Source organism: Telluria sp. GW821-FHT07G12, assembly GCF_059418525.1.
Genome location: NZ_JBWKQA010000007.1, coordinates 259,011 through 276,760, shown reverse-complemented (window position 1 = coordinate 276,760; position 17,750 = coordinate 259,011). Strand labels below are relative to the sequence as shown.

13 protein-coding genes and 1 tRNA gene are annotated in these 17,750 nt (G+C 67.2%); 11 read left to right on the top strand and 3 right to left on the bottom strand.

The window, feature by feature from the left end; all coding sequences use genetic code 11:
• Positions 1 to 3: 3 nt before the first annotated feature.
• Positions 4 to 900 carry an alpha/beta fold hydrolase gene (locus AC07PE_RS23530; protein ID WP_498769074.1) on the bottom strand — a complete coding sequence of 299 codons (897 nt, stop codon included), beginning with the start codon at positions 898 to 900 and terminating at the stop codon, positions 4 to 6.
• Between the two features lie 81 nt (positions 901 to 981).
• On the opposite strand from AC07PE_RS23530, the gene AC07PE_RS23525 reads away from it, so the two are divergent.
• The 11 genes from AC07PE_RS23525 to AC07PE_RS23475 all read left to right on the top strand — a co-directional run bounded on the left by AC07PE_RS23525 (position 982) and on the right by AC07PE_RS23475 (position 12,316).
• Positions 982 to 1,066 (top strand) — tRNA-Leu (locus AC07PE_RS23525).
• A gap of 90 nt (positions 1,067 to 1,156) precedes the next feature.
• Positions 1,157 to 1,942 (top strand): hypothetical protein, encoded by a 786-nt coding sequence (locus tag AC07PE_RS23520; RefSeq protein ID WP_498769072.1) that lies wholly within the window; start codon positions 1,157 to 1,159, stop codon positions 1,940 to 1,942.
• Positions 1,943 to 1,968: 26 nt separating this feature from the next.
• Positions 1,969 to 4,206 carry a penicillin acylase family protein gene (locus tag AC07PE_RS23515; protein ID WP_498769070.1) on the top strand — a complete coding sequence of 746 codons (2,238 nt, stop codon included), beginning with the start codon at positions 1,969 to 1,971 and terminating at the stop codon, positions 4,204 to 4,206.
• Positions 4,207 to 4,338: 132 nt separating this feature from the next.
• Positions 4,339 to 4,962: a PEP-CTERM sorting domain-containing protein gene (locus AC07PE_RS23510; RefSeq protein WP_498769068.1), complete on the top strand. Its 624-nt coding sequence runs from the start codon at positions 4,339 to 4,341 to the stop codon at positions 4,960 to 4,962.
• A gap of 138 nt (positions 4,963 to 5,100) precedes the next feature.
• Positions 5,101 to 5,652: a thymidine kinase gene (locus AC07PE_RS23505; RefSeq protein ID WP_498769066.1), complete on the top strand. Its 552-nt coding sequence runs from the start codon at positions 5,101 to 5,103 to the stop codon at positions 5,650 to 5,652.
• 14 nt (positions 5,653 to 5,666) lie between these two features.
• Entirely contained in the window at positions 5,667 to 6,161 is a 495-nt protein-coding gene (locus tag AC07PE_RS23500) for a hypothetical protein (RefSeq protein WP_498769064.1), read from the top strand.
• Between the two features lie 82 nt (positions 6,162 to 6,243).
• Entirely contained in the window at positions 6,244 to 8,526 is a 2,283-nt protein-coding gene (locus AC07PE_RS23495) for a carboxy terminal-processing peptidase (protein ID WP_498769062.1), read from the top strand.
• A 179-nt stretch (positions 8,527 to 8,705) separates the two neighbouring features.
• On the top strand, positions 8,706 to 9,380 hold the full coding sequence (locus tag AC07PE_RS23490; protein WP_498769060.1) for a PEP-CTERM sorting domain-containing protein: 675 nt from the start codon (positions 8,706 to 8,708) through the stop codon (positions 9,378 to 9,380).
• Positions 9,381 to 9,521: 141 nt separating this feature from the next.
• Complete coding sequence (locus AC07PE_RS23485) at positions 9,522 to 10,712, top strand: acyl-CoA dehydrogenase family protein (protein WP_498769058.1); 1,191 nt, start codon at positions 9,522 to 9,524, stop codon at positions 10,710 to 10,712.
• Positions 10,713 to 10,724: 12 nt separating this feature from the next.
• Complete coding sequence (locus AC07PE_RS23480; RefSeq protein WP_498769056.1) at positions 10,725 to 11,867, top strand: acyl-CoA dehydrogenase family protein; 1,143 nt, start codon at positions 10,725 to 10,727, stop codon at positions 11,865 to 11,867.
• The gene (locus AC07PE_RS23475; protein WP_498769054.1) at positions 11,864 to 12,316 is read left to right on the top strand and encodes a MaoC family dehydratase; all 453 of its coding nucleotides are present in this window, start codon (positions 11,864 to 11,866) and stop codon (positions 12,314 to 12,316) included. The genes AC07PE_RS23480 and AC07PE_RS23475 overlap by 4 nt, the downstream gene beginning before the upstream one ends.
• Here AC07PE_RS23475 and AC07PE_RS23470 read toward each other — a convergent pair.
• Positions 12,313 to 13,233, bottom strand: coding sequence for a diguanylate cyclase (locus AC07PE_RS23470; RefSeq protein ID WP_498769052.1), 921 nt, complete (start codon positions 13,231 to 13,233; stop codon positions 12,313 to 12,315). The genes AC07PE_RS23475 and AC07PE_RS23470 overlap by 4 nt on opposite strands.
• Positions 13,230 to 17,723 (bottom strand): response regulator, encoded by a 4,494-nt coding sequence (locus AC07PE_RS23465; RefSeq protein ID WP_498769050.1) that lies wholly within the window; start codon positions 17,721 to 17,723, stop codon positions 13,230 to 13,232. Before AC07PE_RS23465 ends, AC07PE_RS23470 begins: the two co-directional genes overlap by 4 nt.
• Between the last annotated feature and the right edge of the window lie 27 nt (positions 17,724 to 17,750).

Sequence of the window (17,750 nt, the reverse complement as noted above, 5' to 3'; positions counted from 1 at the left end):
CAGCTAAGCGGCAAGGAAAGGCAGCGCCTGCGCCAGCAGGGCCTCCGGCGCTTCCTCGGGGATGTAATGCCCGCAGGGCAGGGCGGCGCCGCGCACGTCCTCGGCCACCTTTTGCCACTCCTGCAGCGGCTCGAAGCAGCGCTGCACGATGCCGCTCGCGCCCCACAGCACCAGCAGCGGCATGGCCAGGCGGCGCCCGGCCGTACGGTCGGCGCGGTCGTGCTCGAGGTCGATGCCGGCGGCGGCGCGGTAGTCTTCGCACAGGCCGTGGGCGCTGCCGGGCAGGGCCAGGCAACGCTGGTATTCGGCCAGCGCGCGCGGATCGAAAGGCGCCAGGCCGGCGCTGCGGCTGCCCATCACGCTGGTGATATAAGCGGAAGGATCCGCCTCGATCAGGCGTTCCGGCAGAGGCGCCCGCTGGATCAGGAAGAACCAGTGCCAGTAGGCGCGCGCGAAGGCTTCGGTGGTCTGCTCGTACATCGCCAGCGTCGGCGCGATGTCGAGCAGGACCATGCGCTCGACCGCCTCCGGATGGTCCATCGCAAGCCGGTGCGCGACCCGCGCGCCGCGGTCGTGGGCCAGCACCTTGAAGCGCTCGAAGCCGAACGCGCGCATCGTTGCGAGCACGTCGGCGGCCATGGTCCGCTTGCTGTAGTTGGCATGGTCCTCAAGACCCGGCGGCTTGGAAGAATCGCCGTAACCGCGCAGGTCGCAGGCCACCAGGGTGAAGTGCTGCGCCAGCTCGGGCGCCACCTTGTGCCAGATGGCGTGGGTCTGCGGATGGCCGTGGAGCAGGAGCAGGGGCGGGCCGCTGCCGCCGGCGATGGCGTGGATGGCAATGCCGGGCGCGGTTTCGATGGTCCGGGTCTGGAAGCCGGGGAAGAGGGATGTCATCGTCATGGTGGATTCCCTGGGGCGCATGCCTGCAATGTAGCGTAAACTACCACCATCGTCGGCGACCGTAGTACAATCCCGCCCGGCGCGGGCATGGCGGAACTGGTAGACGCATCAGACTTAAAATCTGCCGCCGCGAGGCGTGCCGGTTCGATTCCGGCTGCCCGCACCACCTCATCTTCATTCTTCAGTTGAGTCCCTGCATGGTGTAGCATGCGCAAAGCAAACGCTACACACAGCAATCGAAGTGCAAGGACCCGAATTGAACATCACGATTAACGACGAACTCCGTACTTACGTCGACCCCCTCACGCCCGCCGAACACGAAGCCCTGGAACGCAGCCTGCTCACCGAAGGGTGCCGCGAAGCGCTGATCCTGTGGCGCGACGTCCTGATCGACGGCCATAACCGCTACGCCATCTGCAGCCAGCACAACATCCCGTTCCGGACCGTCCAGAACGACAGTTTCGACTCGATCGAAGACGTCAAGCTGTGGATGATCGATAACCAGCTGGCGCGCCGCAGCGTCACCGATTTCCAGCGCGGCCTGATGGCACTGCGCAAGAAGGAGATCCTGGCCGCGCGCGTGGTCCAGAAGACCGACGACGAACTGCAGACCGAGGCTGACCAGGCCGTCCCCTTTGCCCCGCCGTGGAACACGCGCCAGGAAGTGGCGCGCGCCGCCCGCGTCTCGGCCAACACCATCAGTCAGATCGAGCGGATCCAGAAGGCCGCCGCGCCGGAGCTGGTGGAGGCGGTGCGCAGCGGTACCATCTCGATCAGTTCCGCCGCCAACGTGGCCTCGCTGCCGAAGGAAGCCCAGGTAGCGGCGGTCGCCGGCGGCAAGAAGGAGCTGCAGCAGGCGGCGCGCCAGGTGCGCGAGCAGAAGAGCGCCGCCAAGCCGAAGAAGGAGGCCGAGTTCGAGACGCCCGAAGACCAGATCAAGGCCCTCAAGGCCCAGGTGGCCGAGCTGAAGGACCGCGTCGCCACCCTGATCGGCGAAAACGACGTGCTGAAGCAGAAGCTGGTCCTGCTCGGCGCCGAATAAAACCATAATAACATCCAGGAGACCCCATGCCGACTTCCCGCCTGATCGCCTCGACCGCCGCACTGAGTCTGGCCGTGCTGGCCGCGCTGCCGCCCGCGATGGCGGCCGCCGCACCCGAGGCGACGGCGCAAGCCGCCGGCAGCTTCTCGAACGCCGAACTGGCGCGCCTGAAGAAGGCGGCCCAGCGCGTAACGATCCTGCGCGACAAGTGGGGCATCCCTCACGTGTACGGCAAGACGGACGCGGACGCGGTGTTCGGCATGGTGTACGCCCAGGCGGAAGATGACTTCAACCGCGTCGAACTGAATTACATCAATGCGATGGGGCGCCTGGCCGAGGTCGAGGGCGAGAAGGAGATCTGGCGCGACCTGCGCATGAAGCTCTATATCGACCCGCTTGAGATGAAAGCCAAATACGCGGCCAGCCCCGCGTGGCTGAAGAAGCTGATGAACGGCTGGGCCGATGGCCTGAACTGGTACCTGGCCAGCCATCCGCAGGTGAAACCCAAGCTCCTGACCCGCTTCGAGCCGTGGATGGCCCTCAGCTTCAGCGAGGGCAGCATCGGCGGCGACATCGAGTCGATCAACCTGAAACAGCTGGAAGCCTTCTACGGCAAGGCCCCGGCGCCGGTAGTGGCGATGGCGGATATCGGCACCGGCTTCGACCCGGAACCGACCGGTTCGAACGGCTTCGCGATCGCGCCGCAGCGCACCGCCGGCAAGCACGCGCTGCTGATGATCAACCCGCACACCTCCTTCTACTTCCGCCCCGAAGTCCACATGGTCAGCGAGGAGGGCCTGAACGCCTATGGGGCCGTCACCTGGGGCCAGTTCTTCATCTACCAGGGGTTCAACGAGCGCCTCGGCTGGATGCACACCTCGGGCGGCGGCGACGTCATCGACGAATACCTGGAAAGCGTGGCCGAGCGCGGCGGCAAGTTCTTCTACAAGTACGGCAAGGAGGAGCGTCCGCTGCGCAGCAAGACGATCGCGCTGCCGTACAAGACCGCGGACGGCATGGCCAGCCGCAGCGTGACGGCCTTCTTCACCCACCACGGCCCGGTGATCCGGGAAGAGGGCGGCAAGTGGGTGGCCGTGAAGATGATGGACGACCCGGTGCACGCGCTCGAGCAGTCGTACGGCCGTACCAAGGCGCGCGACTACGCGGCCTTCCTGAAGGTGATGGACCTGCGCACCAACTCCTCGAACAATACCGTGTACGCGGATGCCGACGGCAATATCGCCTACTTCCACGGTAACTTCGTGCCGCGCCGCGATCCCCGCTTCGACTGGAACCATCCGGTCGACGGCAGCGATCCGGCCACTGAGTGGAAAGGCCTGCACGAGGTGAAGGAGACGATCACCGTCTTCAACCCGAAGAGCGGCTACATCTCGAACACCAACAACTGGCCCTGTACCGGTTTCGGCGCCAGCAGCCCGGACTGCGCGGCCTACCCGAAGTACATGTGGTCCTTGCCGCAGAACGCGCGCGGGGTGCACGCCGAACGCGTGCTGCACGATGCGCAGGACCTGAGCATCGACGGTTTGATCGGCAAGGCCTACGATCCTTACCTGACCGCCTTTGAACCGCTGGTGCCGGCCCTGCTGAAGGACTGGGACGCGCTGCCGCAGGGCGACGCGCTGAAAACGCGGCTGGCCGAGCAGGTCGCAATGCTGCGCGGCTGGGACCTGCGCTGGGCCGTGGATTCCGTGCCGACCTCGCTCGCCGTCTACTGGGGCCAGGAGATGGTGAAGGACGCCGCCACCCGCGCCCGCGCGGCGCAGGTGCCGGTGGTCGATTTCATCCAGACCAGGCTGGATTCCCGCGAGCGCCTGGACGCGCTGGCGCGGGCGGCGGACAAGCTGCAGGCCGACTTCGGCAGCTGGAAGACGCCGTGGGGCGAGATCAACCGCTTCCAGCGCCTCAGTGGCGAGGTCGACCTGCACTACGACGACAGCAAGCCCAGCATTCCGGTGGCCTTCACCTCGGCCAACTGGGGTTCGCTGGCGTCCTTCGGCATGACGGCGAAGCAGACCACCAAACGCATCTACGGCGACCGCGGCAACAGCTTCGTGGCCGCGGTGGAGTTCGGGCCGCGCGTGCGCGCGAAGAGCATCCTGGCCGGCGGCGAGAGCGGCGACCCGAAGTCGCCGCACTTCAGCGACCAGGCCGAGATGTACAGCCGCGGCCAGTTCAAGGACGTGCTCTTCTATAAAGAGGACATCGAGAAACATCTCGAGCGCAAATACCATCCTGGACAGTGACACGATCTGAGCCGTCCCTGCACGCACTTTTACGCATCGCAAAGCGCGCGCAAAACACGTGTTAGCTCGATTGCAACAATTGCATTCCTGATATCTACTGGTCCTCCGATCGATATTTTCAGGAGTGCAATCGTGGCTACCAAACCCTCCCTCAGCAAGATCTTCTGCGCCGCGGCGCTGCTCTGCGCCGCAGCAGCAGCCCAGGCCGACATTACCGTCTATACCAGCCAGGCCGATTTCCTGGCCGCCGTATCGGCGCCGGGCGTCGATACCTTTGACGACCTGACCGTGGCGCCCCTGGGCGAATCCCTGAGCCGCAACGCCGGCGCTTATACCTACAACGTGTATTCCGCCACCGGCCTGTATGGTGCGGGCGGCAGTGGCGGCGACTACTGGCTGTCGAACAACACGGCGATCGCCCCGATCGTGTTCGCGGGTTTCAGCGGCGGGGTCAGCGCTTTCGGCGGCAATTTCTTCGCGTCCGATGTGCTTGGCCAGTACACCACCGGCAACCTGATCCTGACGGCGGTCGACGGCACGGCGCTGACCTACGGCCTGGCCGGCGCCGCAAGCACCGATTTCCTCGGCTTCGTCTCGACCTCGCCGCTGGCCGCGGTCACGCTTGCCACCGATGGCGGCGCCGGCTACTGGCCGACCGCCAACAATGTCGTGATGGCCGTGCCGGAGCCCGTCACCTACGGCATGCTGCTGGCCGGGCTGGGCTTCGTCGGCCTGATGAGCCGCCGCCGCAGCTAGACCGCAGCCCCGCCGCACCTGGCTGTCGCAGCAAGGCCGCCCGGACGCCGATTATCGGCCCGGGCGGTTTTCCATTGCGGGACTGCTTGCTATAATTTTGCAAGTTAACAAGTCCTTTGGACTCAGGCGGAAGGCGCAGTGGCAAAACTCTATTTCAGGTATTCGGCAATGAACGCCGGCAAATCCACCTCGCTGCTGCAGGTGGCCCACAACTACGAAGAGCAGGGCCAGAAGGTCCAGCTGTACACCGCCGCCATCGATAACCGCTACGGCGTCGGCCTCATCACCTCGCGCCTGGGGCCGCAGCGCGAAGTCGGCCTGTTCGACGAGAACACCGATTTCCTGGAAAACGCGCCGGAAGTGGCCTGCGTGCTGGTCGACGAAGCGCAGTTCCTGACCAAGGAACAGGTGGTGCAGCTGCACCGCCTGGCCCAGGTGCGCGGCGTGCCCGTGATCTGCTACGGCCTGCGCAGCGATTTCCGTGGCGACCCCTTCCCGGGCTCGGCCTATCTGCTGGCGCTGGCCGACGACATCGAGGAAATCAAGAACATCTGCACCTGCGGCAAGAAGGCGACCATGAACATCCGCGTCGACGCGGAAGGCCGCCGCATCCGCGAAGGCGAGCAGGTCAGCATCGGCGGTAACGAAAGCTACCGCCAGGCCTGCGGCCGCTGCTTCTACAAGGGCTGAGGGGCAGCACCGGGATGGGCGACATCCTGCTCTACCTGGTGCCCTCGCTGGCGCTGGCCTTCCTGATCTGGCTGGTCACCTCGCTGCACCCGCTGTTCTTCCTGTTCAGCGCGGCCGGCACGCTGTGCCACGAGCTGGCGCATTTCTCGGTCGGGCTGCTGCTGGGCGCGGAACCAACCGGCTTCTCGATCATTCCAAGACGTACCGGGCGTACCTGGGAACTCGGTTCTGTCACTTTTGCCAACCTGCGCTGGTACAACGCTGCGCCGGCGGCGCTGGCGCCGCTGCTGGTGCTGCTGGTGCCGATCGGGGTGGCCTGGTGGCGCACCCGCGGCGCATGGCATTTCGGTCCTGCCGACTTGGCGCTGACCCTGCTGCTGGCGCCGCAGTTCCTGTCCTTCTGGCCGTCGCCGGTCGACTGGCGGCTGGCGGTGCGCAGCTGGCCCTGGCTGGTGATTGTCGTTGTGGCAGCGGCTGCGGCTGCGGCCCAGTTTCTTAAGCTCGGCTGAAGACGCATACAAGCCGACTCTACGTCGTCTTACTATCCTGTAGAATTGGTCGCACGAGAGAATCCGCCCGGAGAAACGAACAATGAAGAAGCAGATGTTGATGGTTGCGCTGGCAGCGGCCATGTCGGTCATGTCGGCCCACGTCGTCACCGCGCAACCCGAAAAGGTCCAGCTGGCCACGGCCCAGGCCAACACGGGCCCGCTCAAGCCGTCCGCCGCCCAGACCCAGGCCGCGCTGTGGGCCTCGCGCGTCCTCGCGCGCTACCACTACAAGGCGCTGCCGCTGGACGACGCGATGTCGGCCAAGATTTACGACAACTACTTCAAGACGCTCGACAGCGAGAAGCTCTACTTTACCCAGGCCGACGTCGACCAGTTCGCGCCGGCCCGCACCAAATTCGACGACGCGATCAACAACGAGGACCTGACGCTCCCGTTCCAGATCTATAACGTCTACCAGCAGCGCTTCAACGACCGCATGGCGTATGCACGCGAGCTGGTCCAGAAGGGCGGCTTCGACTTCACCGTCAACGAAAGCCTGCAGATCGACCGCGAAAAGGCGCCCTGGGCCAAGAACGAGGACGAAGCCCGCGACCTGTGGCGCAAGCGCGTGAAGAACGACTGGCTGCGCCTGAAACTGGCCGGCAAGGACGAGAAGGGCATCCGCGATACCCTCGACAAGCGCTACGAGGGCTACCAGAACCGCCTCAAGAAGCTGAACAACGAGGACGTGTTCCAGATGTTCATGAACGCCTACGCGACCGCGATCGAGCCGCACACCAACTACCTGGGTCCGCGCTCGGCCGAGAACTTCGACATCATGATGCGCCTGTCGCTGGACGGCATCGGCGCCGTGCTGCAGTCGCGCGAAGACTACACCGTGATCCGCGAGATCGTCCCCGGCGGCCCGGCCGACAAATCCGGCAAGCTGAAGGTCGGCGACCGCATCGTCGGCGTGGCCCAGGGCAACGGCACCTTCACCGACGTGATGGGCTGGCGCATCGACGACGTGGTCCAGCTGGTGCGTGGCGAGCGCAACTCCACCGTGCGCCTGGACGTGCTGCCGGGCGATGCCGGCCCGGACGGCAAGCACGTGACGATCCCGCTGGTGCGCCAGAAGATCAGCATGGAAGAGCAGTCGGCCAAGAAGCAGATCATCGAAGTCAAGGACGGCGGCGTGAAGCGCCGTATCGGCATCGTCTCGCTGCCGACCTTCTACCAGGACTTCGAGGCGCGCCGCAAGGGTGACAAGGACTTCAAGAGCGCCACCCGCGACGTGCAGCGCATCCTCGGCGAGCTCAAGAAAGAGAAGGTCGACAATGTGCTGATCGACCTGCGCAACAACGGCGGCGGCTCGCTGATCGAGGCGGTCGAACTGACCGGCCTGTTCATCGACAAGGGACCGGTGGTGCAGCAGCGTACCGCCGAAGGCCGCATCGACGTCGAGAGCGACACCCAGTCCGGCCTGGCATGGGACGGTCCGATGGGCGTGCTGATCAACCGCGGCTCGGCCTCGGCGTCCGAGATCTTCGCCGCCGCGATCCAGGATTACGGCCGCGGCATCGTGATCGGTGAACCGAGCTTCGGCAAGGGCACGGTGCAGACCCTGATCAACCTCGACCGCTTCTCGCAGAGCGACAAGATGAAGTACGGCGAGCTGAAGATGACCATCGCCCAGTTCTTCCGCATCAACGGCGGCACCACGCAGCTGCGCGGCGTGACCCCGGACATCAAGCTGCCGGTGACCTCGGACGCCGAGAACTTCGGCGAGTCGTCCTACGACAACGCGCTGCCCTGGGTGCAGATCAAGCCGGCGACCTACCTGCCGTCCGGCGACCTGAAGGAACTGGTCACCCCGCTGCAGAAGCGCCATGAGGCCCGCGTTGCCAAGGACAAGGAGTTCCGCGACATCGAGCAGGACATCGCCGAAGCCCTCAAGCTGCGCAAGGACAACCTGATCTCGCTGAACGAGGCCGTGCGCCGCAAGGAACGCGAGAACCAGGAAGCCAAGGCCCGCCTGCGCGAATCGCGTCTGGCCGATGCCCAGGAGCCAGGCAAGTCGGACGAGCCGGTTGCCGGTCCGGGTAGCAAGGAGCAGCGCGCCAAGGCGCCGAACCCGACCGCGCCGAAGAAGAGCAATGTCGCGCTGAAGGGCGCAGCGCGCTCCGACGACGGCCTGCAGGGCGACGAGCGCAGCCTGGCGGCGGAAATCGCGGCCGAAAAGGCAGCCAAGAACGCCAAGGACGTGTATCTGCAGGAAGCCGCCCATATCCTGGCCGACGAGGCAGGCATGCTGAAGGCGGATACCCGCATGGCATCGCGCACGATGCCTTACATGTCAGCAATGAAACAGAACGGTAACTAAGCAAATGTTAAATACCTAACACAAGCGTTCGGCGCTCTGGTGCACTAAAAAGGGGATTTTCTGCGGAAAATCTCCTTTTTTTATGCCGCACAATTGAAAATTGCCTTTTTTGCAGCTGTGGTACATTAACTCAGCAATTGCAGAAAAAATAATTTTTAACATTGTTCTAGGAGCGCATTATGACAATTCGTTATCTCATCGCGTTGGCCTTGACGGCTAGCGCATGCGCCGCACACGCTGACGTGATTCCTTCCTCGGGTGGGGCCGGCATCGTTAGTGGCAGCAATGTTGCTGGTGCAGTGGGTGACTCGAGCGTGATCGCCGGGGTCACTCGCGGCGCCAACAGCGAAGCCCTGGTGCAGGCGCTGTACGACAAGGTCAGCGCCAGCGTCGGCCACGACATGAAAGTCACCCTGAAACAAGGCGTCGACGGCGTCTATGTGACGGGTCTGAGCACCGCCAAGGCGGCTGCCCTGGCGGGTGACGGCATGTCGGTGGTCGTGACGCCGGACGGCTTCAAGATCGTCGACAACGCTGGCGCAGGCAACAACACCGCCACTTCCGGCGGCGGCGCCAGTTCGGGCGGCGGCGGCTACAGCGGCGGCCCCGCCATGTCGACCCCAGCCATTGCCCCGCCGGTCAGCATGCCGGGGAATGCCGAGCTCGACAACGGCACCCCGGGTAACGTCGACATCAGCGTCGGCGTCGGCGGCAACCTGGGCAACAACGGCAATCAGGGCGCGCAGGACGGCCAGGGCCAGGACGCAGCTGCAGTGCCGGAACCCTCGACCGTGGCGCTGATGCTGGCAGGTATGTTCGGTGTCGCCGGCCTGAAGCGCCGTCGCGCACGCTGATCCCTGGGCTGCACGGCATCACCACCAAAGCGGGCTGCGGCCCGCTTTTTTACGTCCCGCGTCAGGCCTCAGTTCAGGTACAATCTTTGGAACGGTCGTGCTTTTTTGGCGCAGCCAGAAGAACAAGAGGAGACAGACTGAATGGACCTGAATTACAGCAGCGACGACCTGGCCTTCCGCGACCGCGTGCGCGCTTTCCTGGAAGCCGAGCTGCCATCCGAGCTGCAGCACAAGGTACTCAACCACCTGCGCCTGTCGAAGGACGATTACGTGCGCTGGCACCGGATCCTGGCGCGCCAGGGCTGGGTGGCGCCGGGCTGGCCGCAGGAATTCGGCGGCCCCGGCTGGACCGCGGCCCAGCGCCACATCTTCGAGGAAGAGTGCGCGCGCGCCGGCACGCCGCCCATCATGCCCTTCGGCGTGAACATGGTGGCGCCGGTGATCATGGCCTTCGGCAGCCAGGCCCAGAAAGAACACTACCTGCCGCGCATCCTGTCCTGCGAGGACTGGTGGTGCCAGGGCTACTCGGAACCGGGCGCCGGTTCGGACCTGGCATCGCTCAAGACTACGGCGGTACGGGATGGCGATCACTACGTCGTCAACGGCCAGAAAACCTGGACCACGCTGGCCCAGCACGCCGACATGATCTTCTGCCTGGTGCGCACCGATCCGGGCGTGCGCAAGCAGGAGGGCATCTCCTTCCTGCTGATCGACATGAAAACGCCCGGCATCACGGTGCGCCCCATCATCATGCTGGACGAGGACCACGAGGTGAACGAGGTCTTCTTCGACAACGTGCGGGTCCCGGTGGCCAACCTGGTCGGCGAGGAAAACCGCGGCTGGACCTACGCGAAATACCTGCTCGGCCACGAGCGCACCGGCATCGCCGCCGTCGGCCGCTCCAAGCGCGAGCTGGCCCGCCTCAAGCGCATGGCCGGCCGCGAGCAGAAGAACGGACGCCCGCTGATCGAGGACCCGCTGTTCGGCGCCAAGGTCGCCGAGCTGGAGATCGAGCTGATGGCGCTCGAAACCACGGTGCTGCGCGTGCTCGCCCAGGCCCACAAGGCGCCGGGACCGGAAGCCTCGGTGCTGAAGGTGCGCGGCACCGAGATCCAGCAGCGCCTCACGGAACTGATGGTCGAAGCGGCCGGCCCGATGGCCTTGCCCTTCGACGCGGCCTACCTGGAAGGCGAAACGGCGCACAGCGTCATGGACGACGACTTCGCCGCGCCGCTGCTGCCGCACTACTTCAACTACCGCAAGACCTCGATCTACGGCGGCTCGAACGAGATCCAACGCAATATCATCTCCCAGATGATCCTGGGCCTGTAAGGAAGAACACCAATGGACTTCGAATTCAAGGAAGAGCAGCTGCAGCTGGCGGACGCCCTCAAGCGCTGGATCGCGCGCGATTACGGCTTCGAGGCGCGCCGCGCCATCGTGGGGTCGAGCGCCGGCACGTCGGACCAGGCCTGGGCCACGCTGGCGGAGCTGGGCCTGACCGCGCTGCCGGTGCCGGAAGAGCAGGGCGGCTTTGACGGCGACGCCGTCGACATGTTCGTCGTGATGCAGGAGCTGGGCCGCGGGCTGGTGGTCGAACCCTATTTCGCCACCGTGCTGGGCGCCCAGTTTCTGAAACTGGGCGGCGGCCATGGCGCGCTGCTGGAACAGGTGGCGAGCGGCGAACTGAAGCTCGCCTGCGCGCTGGGCGAGCGCCAGTCGCGCCACGACATGCGTGACATCGCCACCCGTGCGGAAGCGGATGGCGACGGCTGGCTGCTGAACGGCGAAAAAAAGGTGGTGCTGCATGGCGCCCAGGCCGGCATGCTGATCGTGTCCAGCCGCAGCGGCGGCGCCCAGCGCGACGAGGATGGCATCAGCCTGTTCGTCGTGCCTGCCGATGCGCCGGGCGTGCGCATCGTCGACTACCGCATGCTGGACGGCCAGCGCGCCGCCGACATCCGTTTCGACGGCGTCAGGCTGGGCGCCGACGCGCTCATCGGCCAGCCGGGCGCCGGCTGGACGGTGCTGGAAGCGGCCCTCGATTACGGCGCCGGCCTGCTGTGCGCCGAAGCCGTGGGCGCAATGGATGCGTTGTTTGCCGCCACCCTGGACTACCTGAAGACGCGCCAGCAGTTCGGCGTCCCGATCGGCAAATTCCAGGCCCTGCAGCACCGCATGGCCGACATGTACATCCACCTCGAGCAGGCCCGTTCGATGGCCATGCTGGCGGCGGTGCGCCTGCGCTCGGACAATCCGGCAGAGCGGCGCCAGGCGGTGTCCGCGGCCAAGTACCGGGTCGGCCAGGCCGCGCGTTTCGTCGGCCAGCAGGCGGTCCAGCTGCACGGCGGCATGGGCGTCACCGACGAACTGCCGGCGGCCCACTACTTCAAGCGCCTGACGACGATCGAGCTGACGCTGGGCGATTCGGACCACCATCTGGCGCGCTTCATGGCGCAGCCGGGGTTTACGGGACTCGCAGCATGAAGACTGAATGGTATTTCGAGGATTTCCATCCCGGCCAGGACATCGACCTCGGCACCCGCAGCGTCAGCGAAGAGGAGATCATCGCCTTTGCAAGCGCTTTCGACCCGCAGCCCTTCCACATCGACAAGGAAGCGGCGGCGAAGTCGATCTACGGCGGCGTGATCGCGAGCGGCTGGCACACCTGCAGCATGATGATGCGGATGGTGGTCGACGGCCTGATGGCGAAATCATCGAGCATGGGCTCGCCGGGGCTGGACGGCATACGCTGGCTGGCGCCGGTGCGCGCCGGCGACACCCTTAACGTGCATTACCAGACCACCCAGGTGAAGGCCTCGAATTCGAAGCCCGACCGCGGCGTGGTGTGGTCGAAGTGGGTGGCCATCAACCAGCATGGCGAGACGGTCTGCACCGTCGAAGGCATGGGGATGTTTTCGAGGCGCCCGGCTTAGGACGTGCTGACCCGGTACTGATTGCGGCCGCCGGCCTTGGCCTGATAGAGCAGGGCGTCCGCCACCTGCACCAGGTCGGCCGGCAGGCTGTGCTCGCCGGGCACCATCGAGGAGATGCCGATGCTGACCGTCAGCCGCTGGCTGGTGGGGGAGGCCGCGTGCGGCAGGTCCACCATTTCCAGTTCGTGCATCAGGCGCCGCGCGACGCCGACCGCGCCCTGTTCGTCGAGCTGGGGCAGCAGGATCGCGAATTCCTCGCCGCCGTAACGGGCCACCAGGTCCTGGCTGCGGGCGGCGGCGCGGCGCATCGCCCGTGCCACTTCCACCAGTGTGGTGTCGCCGGCCGGGTGGCCGTAATGGTCGTTGTAAAGCTTGAAGTGGTCGATGTCGACCATCAGCAGCGACACCGCCAGCTGCGCGCGTCCGCAGCGCCGCCATTCCATTTCCAGGCGCTCGTCGAAGGCGCGGCGGTTCGCGACCCCGGTCAGCGCGTCGGTCAGGATCAGGGCGCGCAGGGCGTCGCGCTGGCGCTTGACGGTCAGCTGGGTCCGCACCCGCGCACGTACCACGGCGGCGTTGACCGGCTTGCTGATGAAGTCGGCCGCGCCTGCGCCCAGCGCGCGGGTCTCGTCCTCGGGCGACTTGAGAGCGGTGACGAAGATGACCGGAATGTCGCTGGTCTCGGGCGCCGCGAACAGCGCCTTGCACACGGCGTAGCCGTCCATGCCCGGCATGACGGCATCCAGCAGGATCAGGTCAGGCTGCTGGCTGCGGGCGATCTCGAGCGCGCGCGGACCGTCCATCGCGAACAGCACCTCATGCTCGTCCTGCAGGGCGGTATGCAGGATCTGGATGTTCTCCATGGCGTCGTCCACCACGAGGATGCGGCCGTTGACGGCCATGTCGGTCCAGCTCATGCATCCTCCTCCTTGTCCAGTAGTGCGCCGACCAGCGCCGCGGCAAGGTCGAAACGCAGGGTCGCCACCGCCTCCGCCAGCGGCTGCACCGCCTCGGGCGCCAGGTGCGCAAGGGCGGGGCGCAGCGAGTCGAACTGCGCCATGGCCTTCATGTTGTTATTTTGTAGCAAATCGCGTAAATGCGCCAACGCGTCCCGGAGCGGCGGTTGTTCAATTGCATTCCCGGCAATGCCCGGTTCGGGCGCCGCGGCGCGCAACTCCTCGGGCAGGCTGCGCGCCGCTTCCAGCACGGTCGCCAGCGCCCCCTCCAGGCGCGCCAGGCGCAGCGCCAGCGCGGCCTCGTCTTCGCCCCGCAGGGCATGTTCCAGGTCGAGCGCCTGGTCCGCCACCTCGGTGGCGCCGAGGTTGGCGGCAACCCCGCGCAGGCGGTGGATGGCTTGGCCAGCCCGGACCCGGTCGCCCGCCGCCAGCAGCGCGCGTACTTCCTTGACCACGCCGCCCTGCGAACTCTCGAAGCGCTTGAACACGGCGGAGAAGGCGGCGAAGCTGCCGCCGAAGCGCGGCAGCGTGGCCTTCAGGTCGATGCCCGGCAGCAGCGCCGGCGGCATCTCCGGCGCCGCGCCGTCGGTGTCGGCCGGCCCGGGCGCGAGGCGGCCCGTCAGCCGGCGCAGCGCGTTCACCAGTTCGTCGACGTCGATCGGCTTGGCCAGGTAGCCGTCCATCCCGGCCTGCAGCGCGCGGCGGCGGTCTTCCTCCATCGCGTTGGCCGTCATCGCCAGGATGGGCAGGGTGTCGTAGCCCATCGCGCGGATCGCGGCGGTGGCTTCGAAGCCGTCCATCACCGGCATCTGCAAGTCCATCAGCACCGCGTCGTAATGCCTGGTGCGCTCGGCCAGCATGCTGACCGCCAGCTGGCCGTTGCCGGCGAAGTCGACGCTGGCGCCGGCGTGCAGCAGCACGTAATTCGCGACCTCCTGGTTCAGCAGATTGTCTTCGACCACCAGCACGCGCATGCCGGCCAGGCGTCCGCCCAGCGGCGCGGCAGGCGGCGGGATGGCGGGCACGCCGCCGTTTTCGAGCTCGGCCAGCGCCTCCTCCAGCGTGGCCGGCGTGAACGGCTTGGCCAGTACGGCGTCGACGCGCAGGTCGGCCGCCAGGGCGTCGATGCGCTCGCGTTCCGGGTCGGCCGCCAGCAGGGCGCAGCGCGGCATGGCGATGCCACGGTCTGCGCGCGCGAAGGCCAGCACCGAGGCGCCGTCCAGGTCCGGCATGGCGCTGTCGATGAAGGCCAGGTCATAGGCGCCGCCGCGCAGCAGCGACAAGGCCTCGGCGCCGGTGGCCGCGCGGTCGACGCTCCAGCCGCGGCCCTCGAGCGCGCGCGCCAGCGCCTCGCGGCTGCTGGTGTTGTCGTCGGCGACCAGCACGCTCTTGATGTTCCCGGGCGCGGGCAGGGCGGGTGTGGCGCCGGCATCGAGGCCGAACCAGGCCGAGAAGCGGAAGCGCGTGCCCTCGCCGGGCGTGCTCTCCACGCGCAGGTCGCCGCCCATCAGTTCCACCAGGCGGCGGCTGATCGCCAGGCCCAGGCCCGTGCCGCCGTACTTGCGGCTGGTCGAGCTGTCGGCCTGCGAGAAGGCTTCGAACATGCGCTGCTGCTGCTCGGGTGCGATGCCGATGCCGGTGTCGCGCACCGCGAAGGCCAGCTCGACGCGGCCATCGGCGCCGCCGACGGCGTCGATCGACAGCACGACTTCGCCGCGCTCGGTGAACTTGATCGCATTGCCGACCAGGTTGAGCAGCACCTGCTGCAGGCGCATCGGATCGCCGACCAGGCGGCTTGGGACCGCCGGGTCGACCGCGAACACCGGCTCGATGCCCTTGTGCCAGGCGCCCGCCGTGCCCAGCACCGCGATGCTGGCCAGGACGTCGTCGATGCGGAAAGCCGTGCGTTCGAGCGCCAGCTGACCGGCCTCGACCTTCGAGTAATCCAGCACGTCGTTCAGCATCGACAGCAGCGAGCGCGCCGCCATCTGCATCCGCGCGACATAGGTCCGCTCGCGCCGCTCCAGCTTCGCTTCCTCGAGCAGGCGCGCCAGGCCGATGATGGCGTTCATCGGGGTGCGGATCTCGTGGCTCATGTTGGCCAGGAACTCGCCCTTGGCGCTGCTGGCCGCTTCGGCCGCGCGCAAGGCGTCCTCGAGGCGCGACTGGGTGCGTTTCAGTTCCGTCACGTCGGAGTGCAGCATGTAGAAGCCGCGCACCCGGCCGTCCGCGTCGAAGTCCGGGATATAGCTGCCCCAGGCCTGGATCACCTGCTCGCTGCCCTTGCGCTGCAGCTGGCGTTCGAAGAACTGCGGCTCGCCGCGCAGCACGCCATCCAGGTAGGGCTGGACCTGGGCCATCTGGGTCTCGTCCATCAGCTCCCAGGCGGTGTGGCCGATCACCTCGGCGGCTGGGCGGCCCAGCCACTCGATGTAGGGACGGTTGGCGAACTGGCAGCGCAGGTCGGCATCCCAGTAGCCGACCAGGGCCGGCAGGTTGTCGGTGACGGTGCGGATCATGCGCTCGTTCTGTTCGAGGCGCTGGCTGGCCGCGCGCAGGGCGGCGTCGGTCTGTACGCGTGTCGTGATGTCGCGGATGGTGCCGTGTACGATGCCTTTGCCGCCGATGTCGACCCCGTTCAGCAGGACGTCAGCATGGAACAGGGTGCCGTCGCGGCGCATGTGCATCCACTCGAAGCGCCAGGTGCCCTGGTCGACGGCACGCCGCATATATTCCTGGGCCAGCTCGTCGGAGCGGCGGCCGTCAGGCTGGTATTCGGGCGAGACGCTGGCCGGAGAAAGCTGCAGCAGTTCGTCGATGCCCGCGCAGCCAAACAGCGCCACCGCGGCCTGGTTCGCGCTGACGAAGCCGGCGCCGTAGGCGGCCAGCACGTGGGCGTCGGCCGAGCCCTCGAACAGGGCGCGGAACAGGGCTTCGTTGTCGCGGTTGCGCTCTTCCGCGGCGCGGCGTTCGGTGATGTCGAGCACCACCGCGTTGATGCCGACCAGCTCGCGATCCTGGTCATGAACCGGATAGTAGCTGCACATCCAGTAGCGCATCACGCCCGGTTCGGCCGGCGAATCGCCGCTGTCCTCGACTTCGATCAGCGGCCGGCCGTTGGCCAGCACGCGGCGGTAGGGCGCCTCGATCGCCACGCCGCGCGCGCCCAGCAGCTCGGGCAGGGTGTGGCCGATGTGGCCGGCGGCCGGGATCGCGTTGATCGCCGCCAGGTAGTCGTTGACCATGACCACGCGCAGATCGCGGTCGAGGAAGGCCAGGCCCACCGGCGCGGTCGCGTACACGGTGGAGAGCAGGGCGTTGGAGCGCTGCAGTTCGTTGGTACGGGCCGCCACCAGTGCTTCGAGGCGGGTCCGGTACTGCAGCAGGTCGCCCTCGACCTTGCGCAGCGCGCGCGCCACCGCGGCCGCTTCCTTGATGCGCAGCTCCGGGATCCGCAGCGGCTGGCCGCGTCCCAGGTCGGCCGCGGGTTCGGTCAGGGCGCCGACGTCGCGCGCGATCGAGCCGCCGATGGCCCAGGCCAGCAGCAGGCTGATCGCCAGCAGGAAGCCGATGCCGGCGAGGGTCGTGCCCGGCGAGCGCCCCAGCAGGTCGCGCTGGGCGTGGCGCGGAAAGCCGATGGTGACGGTCCAGTCATGCGCCGGCGTGCTGGCATAGGCGGCGTTGAACACCTCGGCGCCGGGGCGCGGCAGGATCGCCGCGCCGCTCGGACTGCGCGCCAGCGCCGCCTGCAGTTCCGGCGGAATCACTGCGCCAATGGCACGCCCCGGATCGCCGGCCGCCGCCTCGCCGCTGCGGGCAACCAGGCGGCCGTGGTTGTCGTAGACCTGGGCGTCCCAGCGCTCGGGCAGCTGCTGGCCGGCCAGCAGTTCGGTGATGCGGCGCGGGCGCTGCTCGACGGAGAGGGCATAGGCCACCTTGCCGTCGCGCCAGACCGGCACCGCGATCGAGATCACCCAGGGCTGGGCCGGATTCCCGCGGTGCAGGCCGGAGGTGACGGCATCGCCGGTCGCGAACACGCGCCGCACGTCGGCCTCGTTGCCGCTGTTCGGCGGGGCGGCGCCCCAGGCATGGCGGGTGTCGAGCAGGTCGCGGCCGTCGGCGCCGCTGAGGACGAAGGCATAGGCGGGGAATTCGGGGCGCAGCACCTGGCGTGCGATGGTGTAGAAGGCGGCCAGGTCATCCTGCGCCAGGCTGGGCTGGCTGGCGAGGGCGCGCGCGGCGGTCTCGCCGTTGTCGAGGTCGCGGTCGACGGCCGCCGCCAGGGCCCGCGCGATCATCTGCGCATCCTGCGCCACGTGCTGGGCTTCGCGGCGGTCGGCATCGCGCGCGAACGCGAAATAGCCGAGCAGGATCGGCAGGGCGCAGCCGAGCACCAGGGTGATCAGCCGCGACCGGATCGAGGGATAAAAACGTCGTTGAAACAGCTGCACTGCACGCTCCGGCTACCATCGCGGAGC